Here is a 17,324-nt window from a genome sequence, read left to right as displayed (position 1 = left end):
CTGGGGGTGCGGGTGGTCGTCTTGGGGGGGGGGGGGTACCCCCCCCGCGTCCCGCCCCCCCGGCCGGGCCGCCCGCCCCGCGCCCCCGCCCCCCCCCCCCGGGGCGGCCGGGGCCCGTCGTCGTCCACCGGGTGAAGTCCTCACCAGGACACTTGCTTGCTGCAAGCACCGGGCGTATGTTTGCACCCTGCAACAACTCGGCCCGCCTCGGGCCGCACCGCTCCGGCCGTCCGGCCCCGAGCACCCACCCCCTTTCAGCAAAGGCCCTGCCATGCCCGTTGACCGCACCGCGGCCCGTGAGCTCGTGGAGACGCTCGAGGAGCTCTCCCGCGCCCAGCGCGAGGCCGCCATGCGCGTGGCGCGCGACCTGGACCTCCCCCGGGCCGGCCTCGGGGCCCTGCACCTGCTCACGCGGTGCGGGCGCGTCCAGATCACCGACGTCGCCGCGAAGCTCCGCGTCGACGTCTCCGTCGCCAGCCGCCAGATCAGCGCCCTCGTCGACGCCGGTCTCGTCGAGCGCACGGTCGACGACGACGACCGGCGCGCCCGCTACCTCGCCCTGACGGACGCCGGCCGCGAGTTCGCGGAGGCCTCCTTCGAACGCATCGACGACCTCGTCTCCGAGTCGTTCTCCGACTGGTCGGACGACGACCTCGCCGACGCCATCTCCCGGATCCGCAGCGTCGCGGCCGCACTCACCACGACCCACGACCGCGCCACGGCGCAGGAGGAGATCCCCGCCCGATGAGTCAGTCCCCCACCCCGGCGGCCGCCACGCCGGGCCTCTCCGCCACGCCGGCCCCGGCGATGACCCGCCGCGAGGTGCTCGAGGCACTCTCGGGCATCCTCCTCGGCGTCTTCGTCTCGCTGCTGGCCACCACCATCGTCTCGACCTCGCTGCCCAAGATCGTCAGCGAGCTCGGCGGCTCCCAGCACTCCTACACCTGGGTCGTCACCGCGATGCTGCTGACGATGACGATCTCGACCCCGCTGTGGGGCAAGCTCGCCGACCTCACCAACCGCAAGGTCCTCATGCAGGTCGCCCTCGCGATCACGGTGGTCTCCGCCGCCGCGGCCGGCCTGTCGCAGAACATCGAGATGCTCATCGGCTTCCGTGCCCTGCAGGGCATCGGCGCCGGCGGCCTCACCGCCCTCGCGACCGTCCTGATGGCGGACATCATCAGCCCGCGCGAGCGCGGCAAGTACATGGGCCTCATGGGCGGCGTCATGGCCGTCGCGCAGATCGGCGGCCCGCTGCTCGGCGGTGTGCTCACCGACTCGATCGGCTGGCGCTGGACGTTCTTCGTCGGCGTCCCGTTCGCCGTCGCCGCGTTCATCGTGCTGCAGAAGACGCTGCACCTGCCCGCGCTGGCCAAGCGCGAGGTGAAGATCGACTACGCCGGCGCCGGCCTCATCGCGGTCGCCGTGGCGCTGCTGCTCCTGTGGGTCACCTTCGCCGGCGACCAGTTCGAGTGGCTGTCGTGGCAGACCGGCGCGATGGTCGGCGGCGCCCTGCTGGCGCTCGTCGTCGTCGGCTTCGTCGAGAAGAACGCCGCCGAGCCGATCATCCCGCTGCACCTGTTCAAGAACCGCACGTTCGTGCTCGCCGTGGTCGCCTCGGCGTCCGTCGGCGTCGCCATGTTCGGCACCGCGGTCTTCCTCAGCCAGTACTTCCAGCTCGCCCGCGGCAAGACGCCGACCGAGTCCGGCCTGCTCACCATCCCGATGGTGGTCGGCACGATGCTCGCGGGCATCGTGCTCGGCCGGATCATCTCGAACACCGGCCGGTACAAGGCGATCATGGTGGGCGGCGCCGTCCTCCTGACCGGTTCGCTGTTCGGCCTGTCGACCATCGAGGTGGACACGAGCTTCGTGCTCATCTCCGTCTTCCTGTTCGGCCTCGGCCTGTCGGTGGGCGCCCTGATGCAGAACCTCGTGCTCGCCACGCAGAACACCCTCGACGTGCACGAGATGGGTGCCGGTACCTCCGGCGTCGCGTTCTTCCGCTCGCTGGGCGGCGCGATCGGCGTCTCGGCGCTCGGCGCCGTGATGGCCGCTCAGATCAAGACGGACCTCTCCACCGGCCTGGCGAAGCTCGGCATCGCCTCCGACGCGATGGGTGCCGGTTCGGGCGCGGTCCCGGACCTGGCCTCGCTGCCCGCCCCCGTGCAGACGGTGGTCGAGGGCGCCTACGCCGACGGCATCACGACGATCTTCCTGTACGCCGTGCCGATGGCCGTCGTCTCGCTGATCGCGGTGCTCTTCATGAAGGAGATCCCGCTGGGCCAGCGCTCCGGCATCGAGCAGGTGCTCGACGAGGAGAAGTCGGCCGAGCAGGACGTCGCCGCTCCGGTCGCCGAACGGGCCTGACACCGGCCCAGCACCCGGACGGGGTCGATTTCACCCGCTGAGACGCCGTCCGGGTGCAAGTTCGCCTGCTAGGCCACTCCCGTTTGCCTCGGCGAAGCCTCATGATGGGCGCATGCACGACGTCGCCGCCCAGCCCCTGCCCGACCCGGCCACCGACCCGTTCGGTGCCCTCGAACGCGAGATCCGGGTCCTGATCCGCCGCGCCCAGTCGTCGGCGGCCCAGACCGCCCGGCGGGTGCATCCCGAGCTCGAGGCGTCGGCCTACCCGATCCTCGCGCACATCGACTCCCATCCCGGGATCCGCGGCTCCGACCTCGCCGCACACTTCGGCGTCGGTCGTGCCACCGTGTCCCGACAGCTCAGCCGTCTGGTGGAGCTCGGCCTCGTGCACCGCGAGGTGGACCCGGAGGACACCCGCGGCCAGCGGATCACCCTGACCGCCGACGGCGCCCAGCGCTTCGCCCGGGCCCGCGACCGTCGCATCGAGATGTACAAGGACGCGTTCGGCGACTGGGACGAGGCCGACGTCGCGCAGCTCGCGACGCTGCTGCACCGCTACTCGGAGGACTTCGTCCGCTGGCGCGACACGCGCTCCTGAGACGCCGTCGGCGCAAGCCCGCGACGTCGGCCGAGCCTGTCGGGACCCGTCCCGGCAGGCTCGACGCGTGCCCGGGGCCGGATCAGCCGACGAGGAGACGGGACCGCAGCGCGTCCAGCGTCTCGGCGCCGCCGCCGTGCGCACGGAACCACCCCGGTGCGCCGCCGTCGTGCTCGGCGAACCGGTCGAGCACCGTCTCGATCGCCCAGCCCGGAGCGGTGACCAGCTCGGGCGGCAGCTTCGCGAGCACGTGCGCGTCGGGGACGGCGAGGTTCGCGGTGACGGCGGCACGCGCCAGGACGTCTCGCATGTGGGGGCCGGTCCGCTCGTAGTCGGCGACGATCGCGTCCCGGTCCACGCCCAGCAGGGCCAGCACCAGCGCGACGGTCACCCCCGTGCGGTCCTTGCCGGCGGTGCAGTGCACGAGCACCGGCGCGTCGTCGACGGCGATCAGCCGCACCGCCTCCACGAGGTGCCCGGCGCCCACGCCCTCGAGCATCTGCAGGTACAGCTCCCCGAGGCCGGGCACCGGCGCCGGCGCGGTGGCGCCCTGCATCGCCGTGCCGTCCAGCAGGGGCAGCGGGACGACGTGGGCGACGCCCGTGAGCGGGTGCGGCTCGCCGTTCTCCCCCGGGTCGCGCAGGTCGAGCACCGTGCGGGGCGGCCACACCACGTCGGCCGGGGCGACGTCGCCCGACCGGGGCGCGTCGGAACGCAGCAACGCCCCGGGCACCAGGCCCGGGGCGGCCGTCGCGACGTCGCGCAGGTTGACGAGATGGTCGGGCACGGACGCCGGCGCGGCGGTCCAGGCCGCGGCGGCGTCGGCCACAGTGGGCGCTGAGTCGGTCACCCGACCGACCCTAGCCGCGCCCCGCCCGAAGCGCTGCGGGCAGGGCGCGACGACCGGGCGGTCAGCCCTCGGCGGGCTCGAACGTCAGGCTGAGCGAGTTCATGCAGAACCTGTCGCCCGTGGGCGTCTGCGGCGCGTCGTCGAAGACGTGTCCCAGGTGCGAGCCGCACCGGGCGCAGCGCACCTCCGTGCGGACCATGCCGTGCGACCGGTCCTCGAGCAGCTCGACGGCGTCGCCGGCGAGCGGCGTGTAGAACGACGGCCAGCCGCAGTGCGAGTCGAACTTGGTCTCGCTCCGGAACAGCTCGTTGCCGCACGCGCGACAGCGGTACACGCCGACGCGCTTCTCGTCGAGCAGCTCACCGGTCCAGGGCCGCTCGGTGCCCGCCTGCCGCAGCACGGCGAACTCCTGCGGGTTCAGCTCGACCTTCCACTGCTGGTCGGACTTGGTGACTTCGTACGTCATCTGACACCTCCGTCGTGCTCAACCCGGACCGGCGTGCGGCTGTTCCTGCCCTGCGACGGCTCAGGCCGCGGGCGCCGAGCCGCCCTGCCCGCGGCCCCGGCCGCCGCGGCGCCGACGACGGCGGGCGGGTGCGGACCCGTCGGCCCGGACCGCCTGCGAGGCATGGCCGCCGGACGACGCCGGCTGCGCCTGCGAGCGCTGGCCCTGCTGGCCGCGCTGCCCCTGCCCGCGCTGTGCCTCGCCGCGCGGCGCCTGGCCGTGCGACGCGCGGCCGCGCGGGCCGCCGCCCTGCTGCTGGCCGCCGCCCTTGCGGCGCTGCGGCTGCTGGGGCGCCGCCGGCGCGGGCGGCGCCACGTACGGCGCGACCTCGCCGACCAGCGCGGCGACGGTCGCGTCGCCCGGGGCCACGGGCTGCGGGCGGGCGTCGATCTTCGCCTTGCGCGTGAGGTCGCGGACGTCGCCGCGCTGCTCGGGCAGCATCACGGTGACGACGTCGCCGCCGGACCCGGCGCGGGCCGTGCGGCCCGAGCGGTGCAGGTACGCCTTGTGCTCGGCGGGCGGGTCCACGTGCACGACGAGCTCGACGTCGTCGACGTGGATGCCGCGCGCAGCGATGTCGGTGGCGACGAGCACCTTGACGTCCCCGGAGGAGAACGCCGCGAGGTTGCGCTCGCGCGCGCCCTGGCCGAGGTTGCCGTGCAGGTCGACCGCGGGCACGCCCTCGCCCGTGAGCTGCTTGGCGAGCTTCTTCGCCTGGTGCTTGGTGCGGGTGAACAGCACGCGACGGCCGGTGCCGGACGCGAGCGCGTGCACCACGTGCTTCTTCGCGTCGGCGTCCGCCACGGCGAGGATGTGGTGCGTCATCTGCGGCGGCGGGGCGGCGGCCTCGTCGACGGAGTGCGTCACCGGGTTCTTGAGGTAGCGCTTCACGAGCACGTCGACGCCGTTGTCCAGCGTCGCCGAGAAGAGCAGGCGCTGGCCCACGGTGGGCGTGCGGTCCATGATCCGCTTCACGCCGGGCAGGAAGCCGAGGTCGGCCATGTGGTCGGCCTCGTCGAGCACCGTGATCTCGACGTCGTCCAGGGTGAGGTGCTTCTGGCCGAGCAGGTCCTCGAGACGGCCGGGGCACGCGATGAGCACGTCGACGCCGGCGTTCAGGGCGTTGACCTGGCGGGACTGCGCGACGCCGCCGAAGACGGTGGTCGTCACGAGGCCGAGGGCCTTCGCGAGCGGCTCCATCGTGGCGTTGATCTGGTTGGCGAGCTCGCGGGTCGGGCAGAGCACGAGCGCCCTCGGGCGGCCGGGACGACGGCGCGGGCGGCCGGCGGCCGCGGCCTTGGCCGCCGACGTCGCGAGCCGCGTCACCACGGGCAGCGAGAACGCGAGCGTCTTGCCGGAGCCGGTGCGGCCGCGGCCGAGCACGTCGGTGCCCGCCATCGTGTCCGGCAGCGACGCCGTCTGGATCGGGAAGGGGGTGGTGATGCCCTGGTCCGTCAGCTGGCGGACGACCGGGGCGGGCAGGCCGAAGTCGGCAAAGGTAGTCAAGAAAAGGGCCTCTCGGGGCAGGGACGTCTCGGACGTCGAGGTCGGGGTCCGCCGCACGCAATCCGGGGGGATCTCCACGACGCGGGGCGCGCAACGCGCAGCCACCTGCCCCCATTCTCTCACGACCGACGCCCGGGTCGACCGACCGGCCTCTCAGCCGCCCGTGGTGGAATGGCCGCCGTGGACGACTTCCTCACGACCGTCGGCGACGTGCTGACCCAGATCTGGACGGCCGCCACCACCCCCGTGCCACCGCCGGCGCAGCCGGTCGTGCTGGCCGCGGGCCTCGCCGCGCTCGCCGTCGTGCTGGTGACCCCCGTGTGGCGGGTGGCACGGCACGTCGTGACGATCGCGCACGAGGGCGCGCACGCCGTCGCCGCCATGCTCACCGGGCGACGCCTGGACGCCATCCGGCTGCACTCCGACACCTCCGGGCTCACGGTGTCCGCCGGGCGTCCACGCGGCTTCGGGATGATCGTCACGGCGTTCGCCGGGTACGTCGGCCCCGGCCTCACGGGGCTCGGCGCCGCCTGGCTGCTGCGGCACGGCTACGCCGTCGGGCTGCTGTGGCTGCTGGTGCTGCTGCTCGCGCTCCTGCTGCTGAAGATCCGCAACTGGTTCGGCCTCTGGTCGATCCTCGTCTCCGGCGCCGCCCTCGTCGCCGTCTCGTGGTGGCTCGAGCCCGCCGCGCAGGCGACCGTCGCCTATGCGGTGACGTGGTTCCTGCTGATCGGGTCGGTGCGCCCTGTGCTCGAGCTCCAGGCCCAGCGGTCCCGGGGGCGCGCGCGGCGGTCGGACGCCGACCAGCTCGCGGCGCTGACCCGTACCACCGGCATCCTGTGGGTCGTGGTCTTCCTGCTCGTCACCGTCGGCTGCCTGCTGCTCGGCGCGACGTGGATCGTGGAGCCCGCGACCTGACGACGGCTCCCCGCCGGCGCGTCACAGCCGCGCGTACTTGGCCCGTGCGAACGAGTACACGCCGTAGGCCGCGATGCCCAGGCCCGTCGCCACGAGCAGCACCCCCCCGAACGGCTGCTCCCGGATCGTGCGCAGGGCGTCGTCCAGACCGCCCGCCTTCTCGGGGTCGGCCGTGACGGCGGCCGCCACGAAGAGGCCGCCGAGGACGCCGAGCGCGATCCCCTTGGCCACGTAGCCGACCGTGCCGAGCCGCAGCACCGCCTGCCCGGCGGCGCCGGTCCCGGTCGCGCGCAGGTCGTCGCGAAACGACTTCCGCCACCCCTTGACGACGTGGAAGACGCCCACCCCGACGATCACGGCGCCGACCACCGCGACGAGCCACCGGCCCGCGGGGGCGCGCACGAGGTCGGCGGTGAGACCCTCCTCGGAGCCGCCGCCGGAGGACCCGGTCACGACTCGCACCGCGGTGCCGGCGAGCGCCCCGTACAGGACGGCCTTCGCCGCGGCCTTGACCCGGGCACCGACCTGCTTCGCCGTGTCCGTCCCGGGCACGCCCGCCGCCGCCTCCGTGAGCTGCCAGAGGGCGAGGCCGGCGAAGCCCGCCGCCGTCAGCCACAGCAGCAGGGCACCGCCGGGGGCCGCGGCGAGCTCGCGCAGCGCGCCCTGCTGGTCTGCGCTCCCCTCCGAGGACCCGAAGGCCAGGCGTACCGCCAACCAGCCCAGGAGCAGGTGCAGCACGCCGGACGCGACGTAGCCGGCGCGCGCGAGGGCCTGCAGGGCGGTGCTGTCGTTCGCGCTGCGCGAGGAGCGTCGTGCGGCGCGGGCGAGGTCGGACACAGGTCACCTCCGTCGGTGCCGCGCGGGTCGCGGCACCACACGATGGCGCATCCGGGCGTCGGGCGCCACCCGCGCCGCGGCCGCTCCCGGCACGACGACGGCCGGGCACGGAGGAAGCTCCGTGCCCGGCCGTCGGAGGACCGGTCAGGCGGGGGCGGTGCGCCCTCAGGACGCGGCGCGTCCCCGCCCGGACGTCACGCCTGCGGCGTGAGCACGAACCCGGGACCCTGCGCGGCAGGGTCGGTGTCGAGGGTCAGGGTGTCGAGGGCCGGCGCGGCCTGCGCCTCGACGAACACGTGCGTGGCTCCCTCCTCGTCGACGACCTGGTCGTCGGGCTGGGGCGCCGGGACGAGCGCGAGCTCGAAGTTGCCGGGCTGGCCGGCGGACTGCGCGATCCGCAGCCCGCCCTCGTCGGGCACCCCCGCCTGCTGGGCGAGGTCCTGGACGGCGGTACGGGCGTTGTCGGTCACGGTGAGCATGGACGCTCCTCTCGTCGGTCCTTGCGAACCCGTCCACCGAAACAGGACCTGGGGCCCGACGCAACGATGAGACGCGATCGGGACGAGATCTCCCGGTGGGTGAGACCCCGCGTGACAGCCGTCCCGTCGCGTCGATAGGTTGCCCTCCGTGACCGGATCGTGACCTTGCGGGCGGCGTCACGGGCGTGGCCGGGACCCGGTGCGCACGGGCCGCCCGCAGCCCCGCGTACGCTGTCCGCAGCCGGCGACCGACCTCCGGGCGGACGGCGGCGGGCCTCTAGCTCAACTGGCAGAGCAGCGGACTTTTAATCCGCGGGTTGTGGGTTCGATCCCCACGGGGCCCACTCCTGCACGACACCGTCGCAGGCCGTCGTCGTCCGAAGGAGCTCCGTGCCCGTCCGCGTCCAGGTTCCCGCCGTCGTCGCCCACCGCGGCGCGTCCGCCGACGCCCCGCAGAACACGCTGGCCGCGATCGACCTCGCCGGGGAGGTGGGCGCCGCGATGGTCGAGATCGACGTCCACCTCAGCGCCGACGGCGTCCCGGTGGTCATCCACGACGGGACGGTCGACGCCACGACGGACGGGACGGGCGAGGTGCGGAGCCGCACCAGGGACGAGCTGCAGGTCCTCGACGCCGGCTCGTGGTTCGGCCCGGAGTTCGCCGGGCAGCGCATCCCCACGCTGGCGGAGGTGCTGGACGTCGTCGCACGACACCCGGGCCTCGGCGTCCTGTGCGAGTACAAGGGCCGCTGGAGCGCCGACGACGTCGCGGTGACGATGCGCGTGCTCGACGACCCGGGACTGGACGGCCGGCTCATCGTGCAGGGGTTCGACCCGGAGACGGTCACGGCCCTGCGCGACGTCGCGCCGCAGGTGCCGCGCTCCCTGCTGGTGGAGCACCCGCGCGAGGGCCTGCCCGCCCTCCTCGCCGCGCTCGGCGCGGCCGCCGTCAGCCCCGGGGTGGCGCTGGTCGCCGGCGACCCGGACCTCGTCCCGACGGCGCACGCCGCGGGGCTGCGGGTCTTCGGCTGGACGGCGAACGACGAGCCCGCGTGGCGCACGCTCGTCGACGCGGGCGTGGACGGCATCATCACCGACCGTCCGGCGGCCCTGCGCGACTGGCTCGAGTCGACGGCGTCGCCCGCCCAGGGCTGACCGGGCCGGGCGCCCGGCGGCTCAGCGCCGCGGCGCGTGCAGCCAGCCCGAGAGGCGCCCCGTCACCCAGGGCAGCACCCAGAACGACATGATCGGCGTGAGCACCAGCGTCGAGACGAGCACCCGCAGCAGCACGTGCAGCTCCGCGAAGGGCGGCACGAGCCACCCCACCAGCACGGTGAACGCGAGGTTCACGGGGAAGAAGCCGAGCCAGATGGCCACGGACTGCTTCCACCGCGGCGGCGCGGCCAGCAGCGGCGGCCCGGTCGGCTCGTCCTGCCGCACCGGCGGGTCGAACCAGCCCTCGATGCCGGTGCGCCTCTCCACCCGCCGCTCCTCGACGAGCCCCTCCCCGGCGGCGAGCCAGCGCCGGCGCTCGGGCGACTCCTCCCAGGCCTCGAGTCGGGCCGCGTCGGCGAAGCGGTAGAGCATGATCCAGTCCGTGGCGCCCTCGGAGGCGCGGATCCAGCCGGAGCCGAGGAAGCCGTCCCAGCGGTTCGCGAGCCGGACGCCGGACTGCACCCACGCGGTGACCTCGGGAACGCGGTCGGGGCTCACGGCACGGTGGACCGCGACGGTCACGGGTGCGGAAGTCATCCGAGCATCCTGGGGCGCGGCCCGGCGTCGCGCCCCTCGCCCCCGTCCCGGCGGGACGACGCGTCCCACGATCCGGGCGCGCTCCGAGGATCGCCGGGATGTCCCGGTCTTCACATCTCGTCCCTACGCCCCGCACGGGATTCGTGTCGTCTGGTCGCCTCGCTGGCCCGGAGCACCCGTCGAAACGGTTGAAGATGGAATGAGCTTCCGACCGGTGCGAGCTCCCGAGAGGTTCGAGCTCCCCGCCTTCCCTACCCCGAGGACTTCCCCCCGTGACCGAGCACGCCCCTGCGCCGCTGCCCCGGCGCCGCGACATCCACCACCCGACCCGGCAGCGCCGCGCGGACGTCCGCGCCGACGCGCCCGCCGCCCGTCCCACCACGCCGCGCCTCGGGCGCCGCACCGTGCGCGCCGGCGTCCCCGTCGCGCTCACCGTGATGGCGCTGACGACCGGGGTGGTGCTCACCGGCAACTCCACCGCGTCCGGGGAGACGCGCACCGCCGCGTCGACCGACGCGGGTTCGTCCTCGGTGGGCACCATCGAGACCGGTACGTTCGGCACCGTCTCCCCCACCGCCTCGGCCACGACGGCGATCGTGCGGCCCACGCTGTCCGGCGCCGCGGGCGCGACGTCGGGCGCCGTCGGCTCGGACACCGCGAGCACGGGCGCGGCGAAGGCCGACACCGAGCAGGCGTCGTCGAAGGGCGCCGCGAGGAGCGCCGCCCCGTCCGGCGACGAGGCGCTCACCGCCGCCCAGGACGCCCTGGCCCGCGCCGACCGGATGACGACCGAGACGCTCGGGGTCCCGGCCAAGCAGCGCAAGGCCGTCGCGAAGAGCGCGGCGCACCTGCGCGACGTCGTGACCGACCGCTCCGGCGCGGAGACTGCGTCGCGCGCCGGCGAGCGCACCGCGCTCGACGTCCGCGGCCAGGACGCGGCCGACGTCGCCGAGGCGACCGAGGACCTCACCACCCTGATCGAGAAGGCCGACACGACGGCGATCAGCATCACGCCCGCCCCCGCGACGCCGGCCGAGATCCTCCACGCGCAGGCCGCGGCGGCCCGCAAGGCCGCCCCCTCCCTCAAGAAGTTCGCGGACGACACCGAGGGGTACGAGAACGGTCGCCTCGCGTCCGCCGACCTCGAGGGCCTGTCCTTCGCGTCGGGCGAGTCCCTGCGTCGCGACGCGGCCGAGCAGCTCGAGCGCCTCGACGCCGCCTACCAGGCGCGCTTCGGCGAGCACCTGCAGATCCGCGACTCCTACCGCTCCTACGAGTCGCAGGTGTCCGTCAAGGCGAGCCGCGGCTACCTCGCGGCCGTGCCCGGCTACTCCGACCACGGCTGGGGCATCGCCGTCGACATCAACGGCGGCGTCGAGGAACGCTCGAGCGCCCAGCACCGGTGGCTGGCCGCGAACGCCGCGAAGTTCGGGTGGCGCAACCCCGCCTGGGCGCAGGCGGACGGCCGCAAGCCGGAGGCGTGGCACTGGGAGTACCGCCCGTCCTGAGGCTCGACGCCCCGCAGCACGACCCCGACGGACCTGTGACGCCCCGCGCGTCACAGGTCCGTCGTCGTCGGCCGGGAGAGCGGCTCAGGCCCAGCCGAGCTCGTGCAGCCGCTCGTCGTCGATCCCGAAGTGGTGGGCGATCTCGTGCACCACGGTGATGGCGACCTCCTCGACGACGTCGTCGCGCGTGTCGCAGATGGCCAGGGTCGGGTTGCGGTACACGGTGATCCGGTCGGGCAGCGAACCCGCGGCCCAGAACTGCCCGCGCTCGGTGAGCGGCACGCCCTCGTACAGCCCCAGGAGCTCGGGGTCGTCGGCGGGCGCGTCGTCCTCGACGAGGACGACGACGTTGTCCATCATCGCCGCCAGGTCGGCCGGGACCTGGTCGAGGCCGTCCCGGACGGCCTCCTCGAACTCCTCGCGCGTCATCTCCACCACGGGCCCCATCCTCGCCCACGGACGGGCGAGGGCCGTCCCTGCCGGCTGGGTATGCTTGCCGGGTCCAGCCCCCATCGTCTAGCGGCCTAGGACCCCGCCCTTTCACGGCGGTAGCACGGGTTCGAATCCCGTTGGGGGTACTCCGCGGGGACGCCGGCAGCATCGGCAGCCCCGCAGAACGGAGCGTTCTTGCTGGTCAGGATCCGATTTCAAGATCCCGGCGAGCATGGGGTACGCTTCTTCTCGGCTCGAAACGAGCTTCCTCGGTGGGAGTCCACTCCCCACCATGGCCCTGTAGCGCAGTTGGTTAGCGCGCCGCCCTGTCACGGCGGAGGTCGCGGGTTCAAGTCCCGTCAGGGTCGCGCATGATGCGCCCGGTTCGTCGGAAACGGCGCCCGGGCGTTCGTGTCCAGGCTCTGTAGCTCAGTTGGTAGAGCGTTCGACTGAAAATCGAAAGGTCACCGGATCGACGCCGGTCGGAGCCACCATCGAGACCCCCACGCCCAGGGCGTGGGGGTCTCGTCGTCTTTCCGCCAGGAATTGCCTGGACCAGCAGGGACGGGTTGAGTGGGACCGCACGGACGATCACCTCACGCAGGATCGGAGCAGCCGATGACGGACTGGGACGACGGGCGCACGCCGCCCGCCGAGCAGCCACCCTCCATGGGGCGGCTCGTGGAGCAGCTGTCGGAACAGACGACACGGCTCGTGCGCGCGGAGGTCGCGCTCGCCAAGGCCGAGATGACGGAGAAGGCGAAGCGTTCCGGCATCGGGATCGGGCTCATCGCCGCGGCCCTCGTCGTCGTGCTCTACGCGGTGGGCGTCCTCATCTGGGCCGGGATCACGGGCCTCGCAACGGTCTGGCCGCTGTGGCTCTCCGCGCTCGTCGTCGGGGTCGCCATGCTGCTCGTCGCCGGCCTGGCCGCCGCGATCGCGGCGGGCCAGCTCAAGAAGGCGGCCCGGCGGCCCGAGACGATCGACCGGGTCAAGGAGGACGTCGAGACGATCAAGAAGGGGGTGCGCCGGTGACCGAGCCTACGATGCCCGAGAACAGGGCCCCGGCCCCGACGGCCCGCGAGCTCGAGGACGAGGTGGCGCGCACCCGCGCGGACCTCGCCGCGACCCTCGACCAGCTCGCGACGCGCCTCTCGCCGAAGTACCAGGCGAACCAGCTCGCGCGGGCGACCAAGCAGGCCGCCGGCGACGCCGGCACGTTCGTCACGGGAGGCGGGCTCCCCGCCACCGACCCCCGCCGCAAGCGCAACGCGCAGGTGCTGATCGGCGCCGCGGCGGCAGGGCTGGCGGTGGTCGTGATCGTCGTCGTGCGCGCGCGGCGCCACTGAGCGCCCCCCGCGCTCGGGCGGCGCCGCAGCGCCCCCTGGGGGCGCCCTACTTGTCCGGCGTCGCCTCCTCGGAGGCGGCGCCGAGCAGCGCACGCACCTCCGACTCCTTGTAGCGGCGGTGACCACCGAGCGTGCGGATCGACGAGAGCTTCCCCGCCTTCGCCCAGCGGGTCACGGTCTTCGGGTCGACGCGGAACAGGCTGGCCACCTCGGCAGGCGTCAGCAGAACCTCGGAGTCTCCGTGGAGCGACATCCCCTGCACCTCCTGGTACGGACCGGCCCGGGCGGCGCCCGGTGTGCGGACACGGTCTCGCTCATCCATTGTGTGCAGAAAGCGGGATTGAGGCGACTTGGGAGCCGGATGAAATCGTCCGGATCGTCCTGGCATGGACCGAGTCGTGCTCGTGCGTCCGTTCTGCCGGGCGTCAGCCGCCTCCGGACCGCTCCGCGCACCGATCGGTCTCGTGACCTGAGACACCATCCGACGAGGATCACCCGCTCCCACGTCCGTCGATGCGCGCGGCACGTGTCGCGGAGTGGAGGGAATGGCGCGCGAGCATGTACCGTTGGGGTCTGAACAGACTACTTACGCACGGGGCCGCCGTCACGGACGGCGCAAGCCCCGCTCCTACGTTGAGGGGGTCTCAGCCATGGGCCGCGGCCGTCAGAAGGCAAAGCAGACTAAGGTCGCTCGCGAGCTGAAGTACTACAGCCCCGAGACGAACTACCACGCGCTCGAGCAGGAGCTCAGGGGCGGCGAGGGCAGTCGCACGGATGTCGCCACGGAGGATCGCTTCTCCGACGACGACGAGTACGACAACCGATACAACTCCTGGGGCGACGAGCGCTGAGTCCCCAGCGTCGGACCCGTTGACCCACGGGTTCCGGCGCCGCGCGCGAAGGGCCGGACGGCAGCAGCCGTCCGGCCCTTCGTCATGCGCGAGGCCCGGCGCGGGGGAGGTCCGCTCCCCCGCGCGGGACGTCAGCGGTAGTCGCCCGTGAGGCGGACCGCGCCGCCCTGCACGCCCTTGGTCCCGGCGACCAGGTCCTCGACCGGCGCGCCCGGGTCCAGGTCCTCGACCGAGCCCAGCACCCACGCCGGCACGCCGCGAGCCGCGAGGGTCGTCAGCGCCGCGTCGACGCCGTCCGCGCCCACGACGGCCACCATGCCGACCCCGAGGTTGAGCGTGTTCTCCAGGTCCCGACGCGGCACCGACCCGAGCTCGCGCACGGTGCGGAAGACGGCGGGCACCTCCCACGATCCCCGGTCGACCGTCGCCACCGTGCCGGCGGGCAGCACGCGCGCGAGGTTCGCCGCGAGCCCGCCGCCCGTGACGTGCGTGACGGCGTGCACCTGCGCTGCCGGGTCCTCGGCGAGCGCGAGCACGTCCCGCGCGTACACGCGGGTGGGCTCCAGCAGCTCCTCGCCGAGGGTGCGGCCGAACTCCTCGACGTGGCGGTCCAGCGACCAGCCGGCGTGCTTCACGACCGCGCGCACCAGCGAGTAGCCGTTGGAGTGCAGGCCGCTCGATCCCATCGCGACGAGCACGTCGCCGGCGCGCACGCGCTCCGGGCCCAGGACGGCGTCCGCCTCGACGATGCCCGTGGCCGCGCCCGCGACGTCGTACTCGTCGGGGGCCAGGAGGCCCGGGTGCTCGGCCGTCTCGCCGCCGACGAGGGCCGTGCCGGCCACCTCGCAGGCCTGCGCGATGCCGCGCACGATGTCGGCCACGCGCTCGGGGACGACCTTGCCGGTGGCGATGTAGTCCGTCATGAACAGCGGCTCGGCGCCGACCACGACGATGTCGTCCACGACCATCCCGACGAGGTCGAAGCCGATCGTGTCGTGCTTGTCGAGCGCCTGCGCGATCGCGACCTTGGTGCCGACGCCGTCCGTCGACGTCGCCAGGAGCGGCTTGCGGTACTCGCGGATCGCGGACAGGTCGAAGAGCCCCGCGAAGCCGCCCACGCCCCCGAGGACGGCGGGCCCGTGCGTGCGCCGCACGGCGTCCTTCATCAGCTCGACGGCCTTGTCGCCGGCCTCGGTGTCGACGCCGGCCGCGGCGTAGGTCAGGGGTTCGTTCGTCACTGTGGCTCCCAGGCCGGTGGTTGAGCTAGTCGAAACCACCATCGGTCGTCGGACGGTGGCTTCGACGGGCTCGACCACCGGGGATCAGGTCAGGGGTGGTCGAGCGCGGTGCCGCCGCCGGCCCCCACGGAGACCGTGCGGAGCCCGTCCTCGGGGGCGCCGAGCGGCAGCTCCGCCTGCTCCAGCAGGTGCTTGCCGAGCTGGTCGGCGGTGGGGAGCTCGATCGGGTACTTGCCCGTGAAGCAGGCGGCGCACAGCTGGGACGCCGGCTGCTCGGTGGCCGCGATCATGCCCTCGGTCGAGATGTAGCCGAGGGAGTCGGCGCCCAGGGACTGGCCGATCTCGTCCGGGCTGAGGCCGTTGGCGATGAGCTCGGCCCGCGACGCGAAGTCGATGCCGTAGAAGCACGGCCACTTCACCGGCGGCGAGGAGATGCGCACGTGCACCTCGGCCGCGCCCGCCTCGCGGAGCATGCGGATCAGGGCCCGCTGGGTGTTGCCGCGCACGATCGAGTCGTCGACGACGACGAGGCGCTTGCCGCGGATCACTTCCTTGAGCGGGTTGAGCTTGAGGCGGATGCCGAGCTGGCGCAGCGTGTCGGACGGCTGGATGAACGTGCGGCCGACGTAGGCGTTCTTGGTGAGGCCCTGCCCGAACGGGATGCCCGACTCCGCGGCGTACCCGACGGCGGCCGGCGTGCCGGACTCCGGCGTCGGGATGACGAGGTCCGCCTCGACGGGGTGCTCCCGGGCCAGCGTGCGGCCCATCTCGACGCGCGACGCGTGCACGGAGCGGCCGTTGATGGTGTTGTCGGGGCGGGCGAGGTAGACGTACTCGAAGACGCAGCCCGCGCGCTCCGGCTCGGCGAACTTCTCGGAGCGCAGGCCGTCGGCGTCGATGGTGAGGAGCTCGCCCGGCTCGACGTCGCGCACGTACGACGCGCCGACGATGTCGAGGGCCGGCGTCTCCGACGCGACCACCCAGCCGCGCTGCAGGCGGCCCAGCACCAGCGGGCGCACGCCCTGCGGGTCGCGGGCGGCGTAGAGGGTGCCCTCGTCCATGAAGACGAGGGAGAACGCGCCGCGCAGCTTCGGGAGCACCTCGAGCGCCGTCTGCGCGAGGGTGTGGTCGGCGTCGCCGGCCAGCAGGGCCGTGATGAGCGCCGTGTCGGTGGTGTTGCCGCGTGCGAGCTCGCCGCGGCGCTGCGCGCCGTAGCGCTCGGCCACGAGGTTGACCAGCTCGGCGGAGTTGGTGAGGTTGCCGTTGTGCCCGAGGGCGACGGTGCCGCCTGCGGTCGCGCCGAGGGTCGGCTGGGCGTTCTCCCAGGTCACGCCGCCGGTGGTGGAGTACCGGCAGTGGCCCACCGCGAGGTGGCCGGTGAGGGCGTCGAGCGCCGTCTCGTCGAAGACCTGGGACACGAGGCCCATGTCCTTGTAGACGAGGATCTGCTCACCGTTGCTGGTGGCGATGCCCGCGGACTCCTGTCCGCGGTGCTGCAGGGCATAGAGGCCGAAGTAGGCGAGCTTGGCGACCTCCTCGCCGGGGGCCCAGACCCCGAAGACGCCGCACGCGTCCTGGGGGCCCTTCTCGCCGGGCATGAGGTCATGGTTCAGGCGGCCGTCAGGGCGCAAGGGCATGTCTCGAGTATCCCACAGGGCCCCGGTGCGTCGACCTGCCCGGACGCGTCAGCGACGACGCAGGCTGCGCCGGTCGGAGATCACGGCGACCAGCCCGCCGACGCCCAGCCCGAGGGCGATGCCGCCGAGGATCGTCACCGACACGTAGACGCCCGGCTTCAGCAGGGCCGCGGCGACCTCCGGGTCGGCGGAGTCGATGAGCCAGGTCGAGAAGATCAGCCCGACGACGCCGCCGACCAGCGCGCCCATCCACAGGAACACCGGGTACTTGGGGGCGCGGCGCACGCGCTCGGGGTCGACCAGCAGCGTCACGTCCTGCGGCTCCTCGACCTCGTCCGAGGCCTCCTCCGAGGCGCCGTCCGGGGTGGCGTCGGTGCCGGCGGCGGACTCGGCGGTCTCCGCCGGCACCTCGCGGGCGTGCGGCGTGGCGTCGGGCGCGGTGCCGTCGGGTGCCGGGGTGTCCTGGTCGGGGGTCGAGCTGCTCACCCCTCGAG

General features: G+C 73.8%; 20 protein-coding genes and 4 tRNA genes. 13 read left to right on the top strand and 11 right to left on the bottom strand.

All coding sequences use genetic code 11. The features are described 5' to 3' along the window. Window positions 1-271: 271 nt before the first annotated feature. The 3 genes from ACFQ8T_RS21045 to ACFQ8T_RS21035 all read left to right on the top strand — a co-directional run bounded on the left by ACFQ8T_RS21045 (window position 272) and on the right by ACFQ8T_RS21035 (window position 2,968). Window positions 272-748, top strand: a complete 477-nt coding sequence (locus ACFQ8T_RS21045) for a MarR family winged helix-turn-helix transcriptional regulator (RefSeq protein ID WP_430548404.1) — start codon at window positions 272-274, stop codon at window positions 746-748. Next, window positions 745-2,370 (top strand): MDR family MFS transporter, encoded by a 1,626-nt coding sequence (locus ACFQ8T_RS21040; protein WP_430548403.1) that lies wholly within the window; start codon window positions 745-747, stop codon window positions 2,368-2,370. Before ACFQ8T_RS21045 ends, ACFQ8T_RS21040 begins: the two co-directional genes overlap by 4 nt. A 112-nt stretch (window positions 2,371-2,482) precedes the next feature. Next, window positions 2,483-2,968 (top strand): MarR family winged helix-turn-helix transcriptional regulator, encoded by a 486-nt coding sequence (locus tag ACFQ8T_RS21035; RefSeq protein WP_429765975.1) that lies wholly within the window; start codon window positions 2,483-2,485, stop codon window positions 2,966-2,968. An 82-nt stretch (window positions 2,969-3,050) separates the two neighbouring features. Here the strand turns inward: ACFQ8T_RS21035 and ACFQ8T_RS21030 are convergent, their stop codons facing one another. The 3 genes from ACFQ8T_RS21030 to ACFQ8T_RS21020 all read right to left on the bottom strand — a co-directional run bounded on the left by ACFQ8T_RS21030 (window position 3,051) and on the right by ACFQ8T_RS21020 (window position 5,829). After that, window positions 3,051-3,818, bottom strand: a complete 768-nt coding sequence (locus ACFQ8T_RS21030) for a tyrosine-protein phosphatase (RefSeq protein WP_430548402.1) — start codon at window positions 3,816-3,818, stop codon at window positions 3,051-3,053. A 61-nt stretch (window positions 3,819-3,879) separates the two neighbouring features. Further along, on the bottom strand, window positions 3,880-4,284 hold the full coding sequence (gene msrB, locus ACFQ8T_RS21025; RefSeq protein ID WP_429765979.1) for a peptide-methionine (R)-S-oxide reductase MsrB: 405 nt from the start codon (window positions 4,282-4,284) through the stop codon (window positions 3,880-3,882). A gap of 60 nt (window positions 4,285-4,344) precedes the next feature. After that, on the bottom strand, window positions 4,345-5,829 hold the full coding sequence (locus tag ACFQ8T_RS21020; protein WP_430548401.1) for a DEAD/DEAH box helicase: 1,485 nt from the start codon (window positions 5,827-5,829) through the stop codon (window positions 4,345-4,347). A 171-nt stretch (window positions 5,830-6,000) separates the two neighbouring features. Here ACFQ8T_RS21020 and ACFQ8T_RS21015 point away from each other — a divergent pair, with 171 nt between their 5' ends. Further along, window positions 6,001-6,747, top strand: coding sequence for a M50 family metallopeptidase (locus ACFQ8T_RS21015; protein ID WP_429765982.1), 747 nt, complete (start codon window positions 6,001-6,003; stop codon window positions 6,745-6,747). A gap of 21 nt (window positions 6,748-6,768) precedes the next feature. Here the strand turns inward: ACFQ8T_RS21015 and ACFQ8T_RS21010 are convergent, their stop codons facing one another. Beyond that, on the bottom strand, window positions 6,769-7,584 hold the full coding sequence (locus ACFQ8T_RS21010) for a DUF1206 domain-containing protein (protein WP_430548400.1): 816 nt from the start codon (window positions 7,582-7,584) through the stop codon (window positions 6,769-6,771). Window positions 7,585-7,778: 194 nt separating this feature from the next. Beyond that, window positions 7,779-8,063, bottom strand: coding sequence for an iron-sulfur cluster biosynthesis family protein (locus tag ACFQ8T_RS21005; protein ID WP_429765986.1), 285 nt, complete (start codon window positions 8,061-8,063; stop codon window positions 7,779-7,781). A 271-nt stretch (window positions 8,064-8,334) separates the two neighbouring features. On the opposite strand from ACFQ8T_RS21005, the gene ACFQ8T_RS21000 reads away from it, so the two are divergent. Both ACFQ8T_RS21000 and ACFQ8T_RS20995 read left to right on the top strand, forming a co-directional pair. After that, window positions 8,335-8,407: transfer RNA gene (locus tag ACFQ8T_RS21000), tRNA-Lys, on the top strand. Window positions 8,408-8,453: 46 nt separating this feature from the next. After that, window positions 8,454-9,218: a glycerophosphodiester phosphodiesterase gene (locus ACFQ8T_RS20995; RefSeq protein ID WP_430548399.1), complete on the top strand. Its 765-nt coding sequence runs from the start codon at window positions 8,454-8,456 to the stop codon at window positions 9,216-9,218. A gap of 21 nt (window positions 9,219-9,239) precedes the next feature. Here ACFQ8T_RS20995 and ACFQ8T_RS20990 read toward each other — a convergent pair whose 3' ends face one another. Then, the gene (locus ACFQ8T_RS20990) at window positions 9,240-9,815 is read right to left on the bottom strand and encodes an antibiotic biosynthesis monooxygenase (protein ID WP_430548398.1); all 576 of its coding nucleotides are present in this window, start codon (window positions 9,813-9,815) and stop codon (window positions 9,240-9,242) included. Window positions 9,816-10,087: 272 nt separating this feature from the next. On the opposite strand from ACFQ8T_RS20990, the gene ACFQ8T_RS20985 reads away from it, so the two are divergent. Then, a complete protein-coding gene (locus ACFQ8T_RS20985; RefSeq protein WP_430548397.1) occupies window positions 10,088-11,323 on the top strand; it encodes a D-alanyl-D-alanine carboxypeptidase family protein in 1,236 nt (411 codons plus the stop codon). An 84-nt stretch (window positions 11,324-11,407) separates the two neighbouring features. On the opposite strand, the gene ACFQ8T_RS20980 is transcribed toward ACFQ8T_RS20985, so the two are convergent. Next, on the bottom strand, window positions 11,408-11,770 hold the full coding sequence (locus tag ACFQ8T_RS20980) for a metallopeptidase family protein (RefSeq protein ID WP_429765994.1): 363 nt from the start codon (window positions 11,768-11,770) through the stop codon (window positions 11,408-11,410). A 58-nt stretch (window positions 11,771-11,828) separates the two neighbouring features. Between ACFQ8T_RS20980 and ACFQ8T_RS20975 the strand changes: the two genes are divergently transcribed. The 5 genes from ACFQ8T_RS20975 to ACFQ8T_RS20955 all read left to right on the top strand — a co-directional run bounded on the left by ACFQ8T_RS20975 (window position 11,829) and on the right by ACFQ8T_RS20955 (window position 13,104). Continuing rightward, window positions 11,829-11,901 (top strand) — tRNA-Glu (locus ACFQ8T_RS20975). A gap of 148 nt (window positions 11,902-12,049) precedes the next feature. Then, window positions 12,050-12,123: transfer RNA gene (locus ACFQ8T_RS20970), tRNA-Asp, on the top strand. 50 nt (window positions 12,124-12,173) lie between these two features. Next, window positions 12,174-12,249 (top strand) — tRNA-Phe (locus ACFQ8T_RS20965). Between the two features lie 124 nt (window positions 12,250-12,373). Then, window positions 12,374-12,790 (top strand): phage holin family protein, encoded by a 417-nt coding sequence (locus ACFQ8T_RS20960; RefSeq protein WP_430548396.1) that lies wholly within the window; start codon window positions 12,374-12,376, stop codon window positions 12,788-12,790. A gap of 11 nt (window positions 12,791-12,801) precedes the next feature. Then, the gene (locus ACFQ8T_RS20955; RefSeq protein WP_430548395.1) at window positions 12,802-13,104 is read left to right on the top strand and encodes a DUF3618 domain-containing protein; all 303 of its coding nucleotides are present in this window, start codon (window positions 12,802-12,804) and stop codon (window positions 13,102-13,104) included. A gap of 46 nt (window positions 13,105-13,150) precedes the next feature. Here ACFQ8T_RS20955 and ACFQ8T_RS20950 read toward each other — a convergent pair whose 3' ends face one another. Continuing rightward, complete coding sequence (locus ACFQ8T_RS20950) at window positions 13,151-13,357, bottom strand: BldC family transcriptional regulator (RefSeq protein WP_079575713.1); 207 nt, start codon at window positions 13,355-13,357, stop codon at window positions 13,151-13,153. Between the two features lie 397 nt (window positions 13,358-13,754). Here ACFQ8T_RS20950 and ACFQ8T_RS20945 point away from each other — a divergent pair, with 397 nt between their 5' ends. Then, complete coding sequence (locus ACFQ8T_RS20945; RefSeq protein ID WP_430548394.1) at window positions 13,755-13,955, top strand: DUF3073 domain-containing protein; 201 nt, start codon at window positions 13,755-13,757, stop codon at window positions 13,953-13,955. A gap of 131 nt (window positions 13,956-14,086) precedes the next feature. Here ACFQ8T_RS20945 and purM read toward each other — a convergent pair whose 3' ends face one another. The 3 genes from purM to ACFQ8T_RS20930 all read right to left on the bottom strand — a co-directional run bounded on the left by purM (window position 14,087) and on the right by ACFQ8T_RS20930 (window position 17,316). Further along, window positions 14,087-15,193 carry a phosphoribosylformylglycinamidine cyclo-ligase gene (gene purM / locus ACFQ8T_RS20940; protein WP_430548393.1) on the bottom strand — a complete coding sequence of 369 codons (1,107 nt, stop codon included), beginning with the start codon at window positions 15,191-15,193 and terminating at the stop codon, window positions 14,087-14,089. 89 nt (window positions 15,194-15,282) lie between these two features. After that, the gene (purF, locus tag ACFQ8T_RS20935; RefSeq protein ID WP_429766003.1) at window positions 15,283-16,830 is read right to left on the bottom strand and encodes an amidophosphoribosyltransferase; all 1,548 of its coding nucleotides are present in this window, start codon (window positions 16,828-16,830) and stop codon (window positions 15,283-15,285) included. 48 nt (window positions 16,831-16,878) lie between these two features. Next, window positions 16,879-17,316 (bottom strand): hypothetical protein, encoded by a 438-nt coding sequence (locus tag ACFQ8T_RS20930; protein ID WP_430548392.1) that lies wholly within the window; start codon window positions 17,314-17,316, stop codon window positions 16,879-16,881. Window positions 17,317-17,324 lie beyond the last annotated feature (8 nt).

Source organism: Isoptericola sp. NPDC056618, from assembly GCF_042792715.1.
Taxonomy (GTDB): Bacteria; Actinomycetota; Actinomycetes; order Actinomycetales; family Cellulomonadaceae; genus Isoptericola; species Isoptericola nanjingensis.
The sequence above is the reverse complement of the archived record's forward strand: the minus strand, read 5'-3'. Positions and strand labels throughout refer to the sequence as shown.

Bases quoted from the DNA above. Each gene is read 5' to 3' on its own strand.
- ACFQ8T_RS21045 (WP_430548404.1), top strand. From the start codon at position 272: ATGCCCGTTGACCGCACCGCGGCCCGTGAGCTCGTGGAGACGCTCGAG.
- ACFQ8T_RS21040 (WP_430548403.1), top strand. From the start codon at position 745: ATGAGTCAGTCCCCCACCCCGGCGGCCGCCACGCCGGGCCTCTCCGCC.
- ACFQ8T_RS21035 (WP_429765975.1), top strand. From the start codon at position 2,483: ATGCACGACGTCGCCGCCCAGCCCCTGCCCGACCCGGCCACCGACCCG.
- msrB (WP_429765979.1), bottom strand. From the start codon at position 4,284: ATGACGTACGAAGTCACCAAGTCCGACCAGCAGTGGAAGGTCGAGCTG.
- ACFQ8T_RS21015 (WP_429765982.1), top strand. From the start codon at position 6,001: ATGGCCGCCGTGGACGACTTCCTCACGACCGTCGGCGACGTGCTGACC.
- ACFQ8T_RS21005 (WP_429765986.1), bottom strand. From the start codon at position 8,063: ATGCTCACCGTGACCGACAACGCCCGTACCGCCGTCCAGGACCTCGCC.
- ACFQ8T_RS20990 (WP_430548398.1), bottom strand. From the start codon at position 9,815: ATGACTTCCGCACCCGTGACCGTCGCGGTCCACCGTGCCGTGAGCCCC.
- ACFQ8T_RS20980 (WP_429765994.1), bottom strand. From the start codon at position 11,770: ATGGGGCCCGTGGTGGAGATGACGCGCGAGGAGTTCGAGGAGGCCGTC.
- ACFQ8T_RS20960 (WP_430548396.1), top strand. From the start codon at position 12,374: ATGACGGACTGGGACGACGGGCGCACGCCGCCCGCCGAGCAGCCACCC.
- ACFQ8T_RS20955 (WP_430548395.1), top strand. From the start codon at position 12,802: ATGCCCGAGAACAGGGCCCCGGCCCCGACGGCCCGCGAGCTCGAGGAC.
- ACFQ8T_RS20950 (WP_079575713.1), bottom strand. From the start codon at position 13,357: ATGTCGCTCCACGGAGACTCCGAGGTTCTGCTGACGCCTGCCGAGGTG.
- ACFQ8T_RS20945 (WP_430548394.1), top strand. From the start codon at position 13,755: ATGGGCCGCGGCCGTCAGAAGGCAAAGCAGACTAAGGTCGCTCGCGAG.
- purF (WP_429766003.1), bottom strand. From the start codon at position 16,830: ATGCCCTTGCGCCCTGACGGCCGCCTGAACCATGACCTCATGCCCGGC.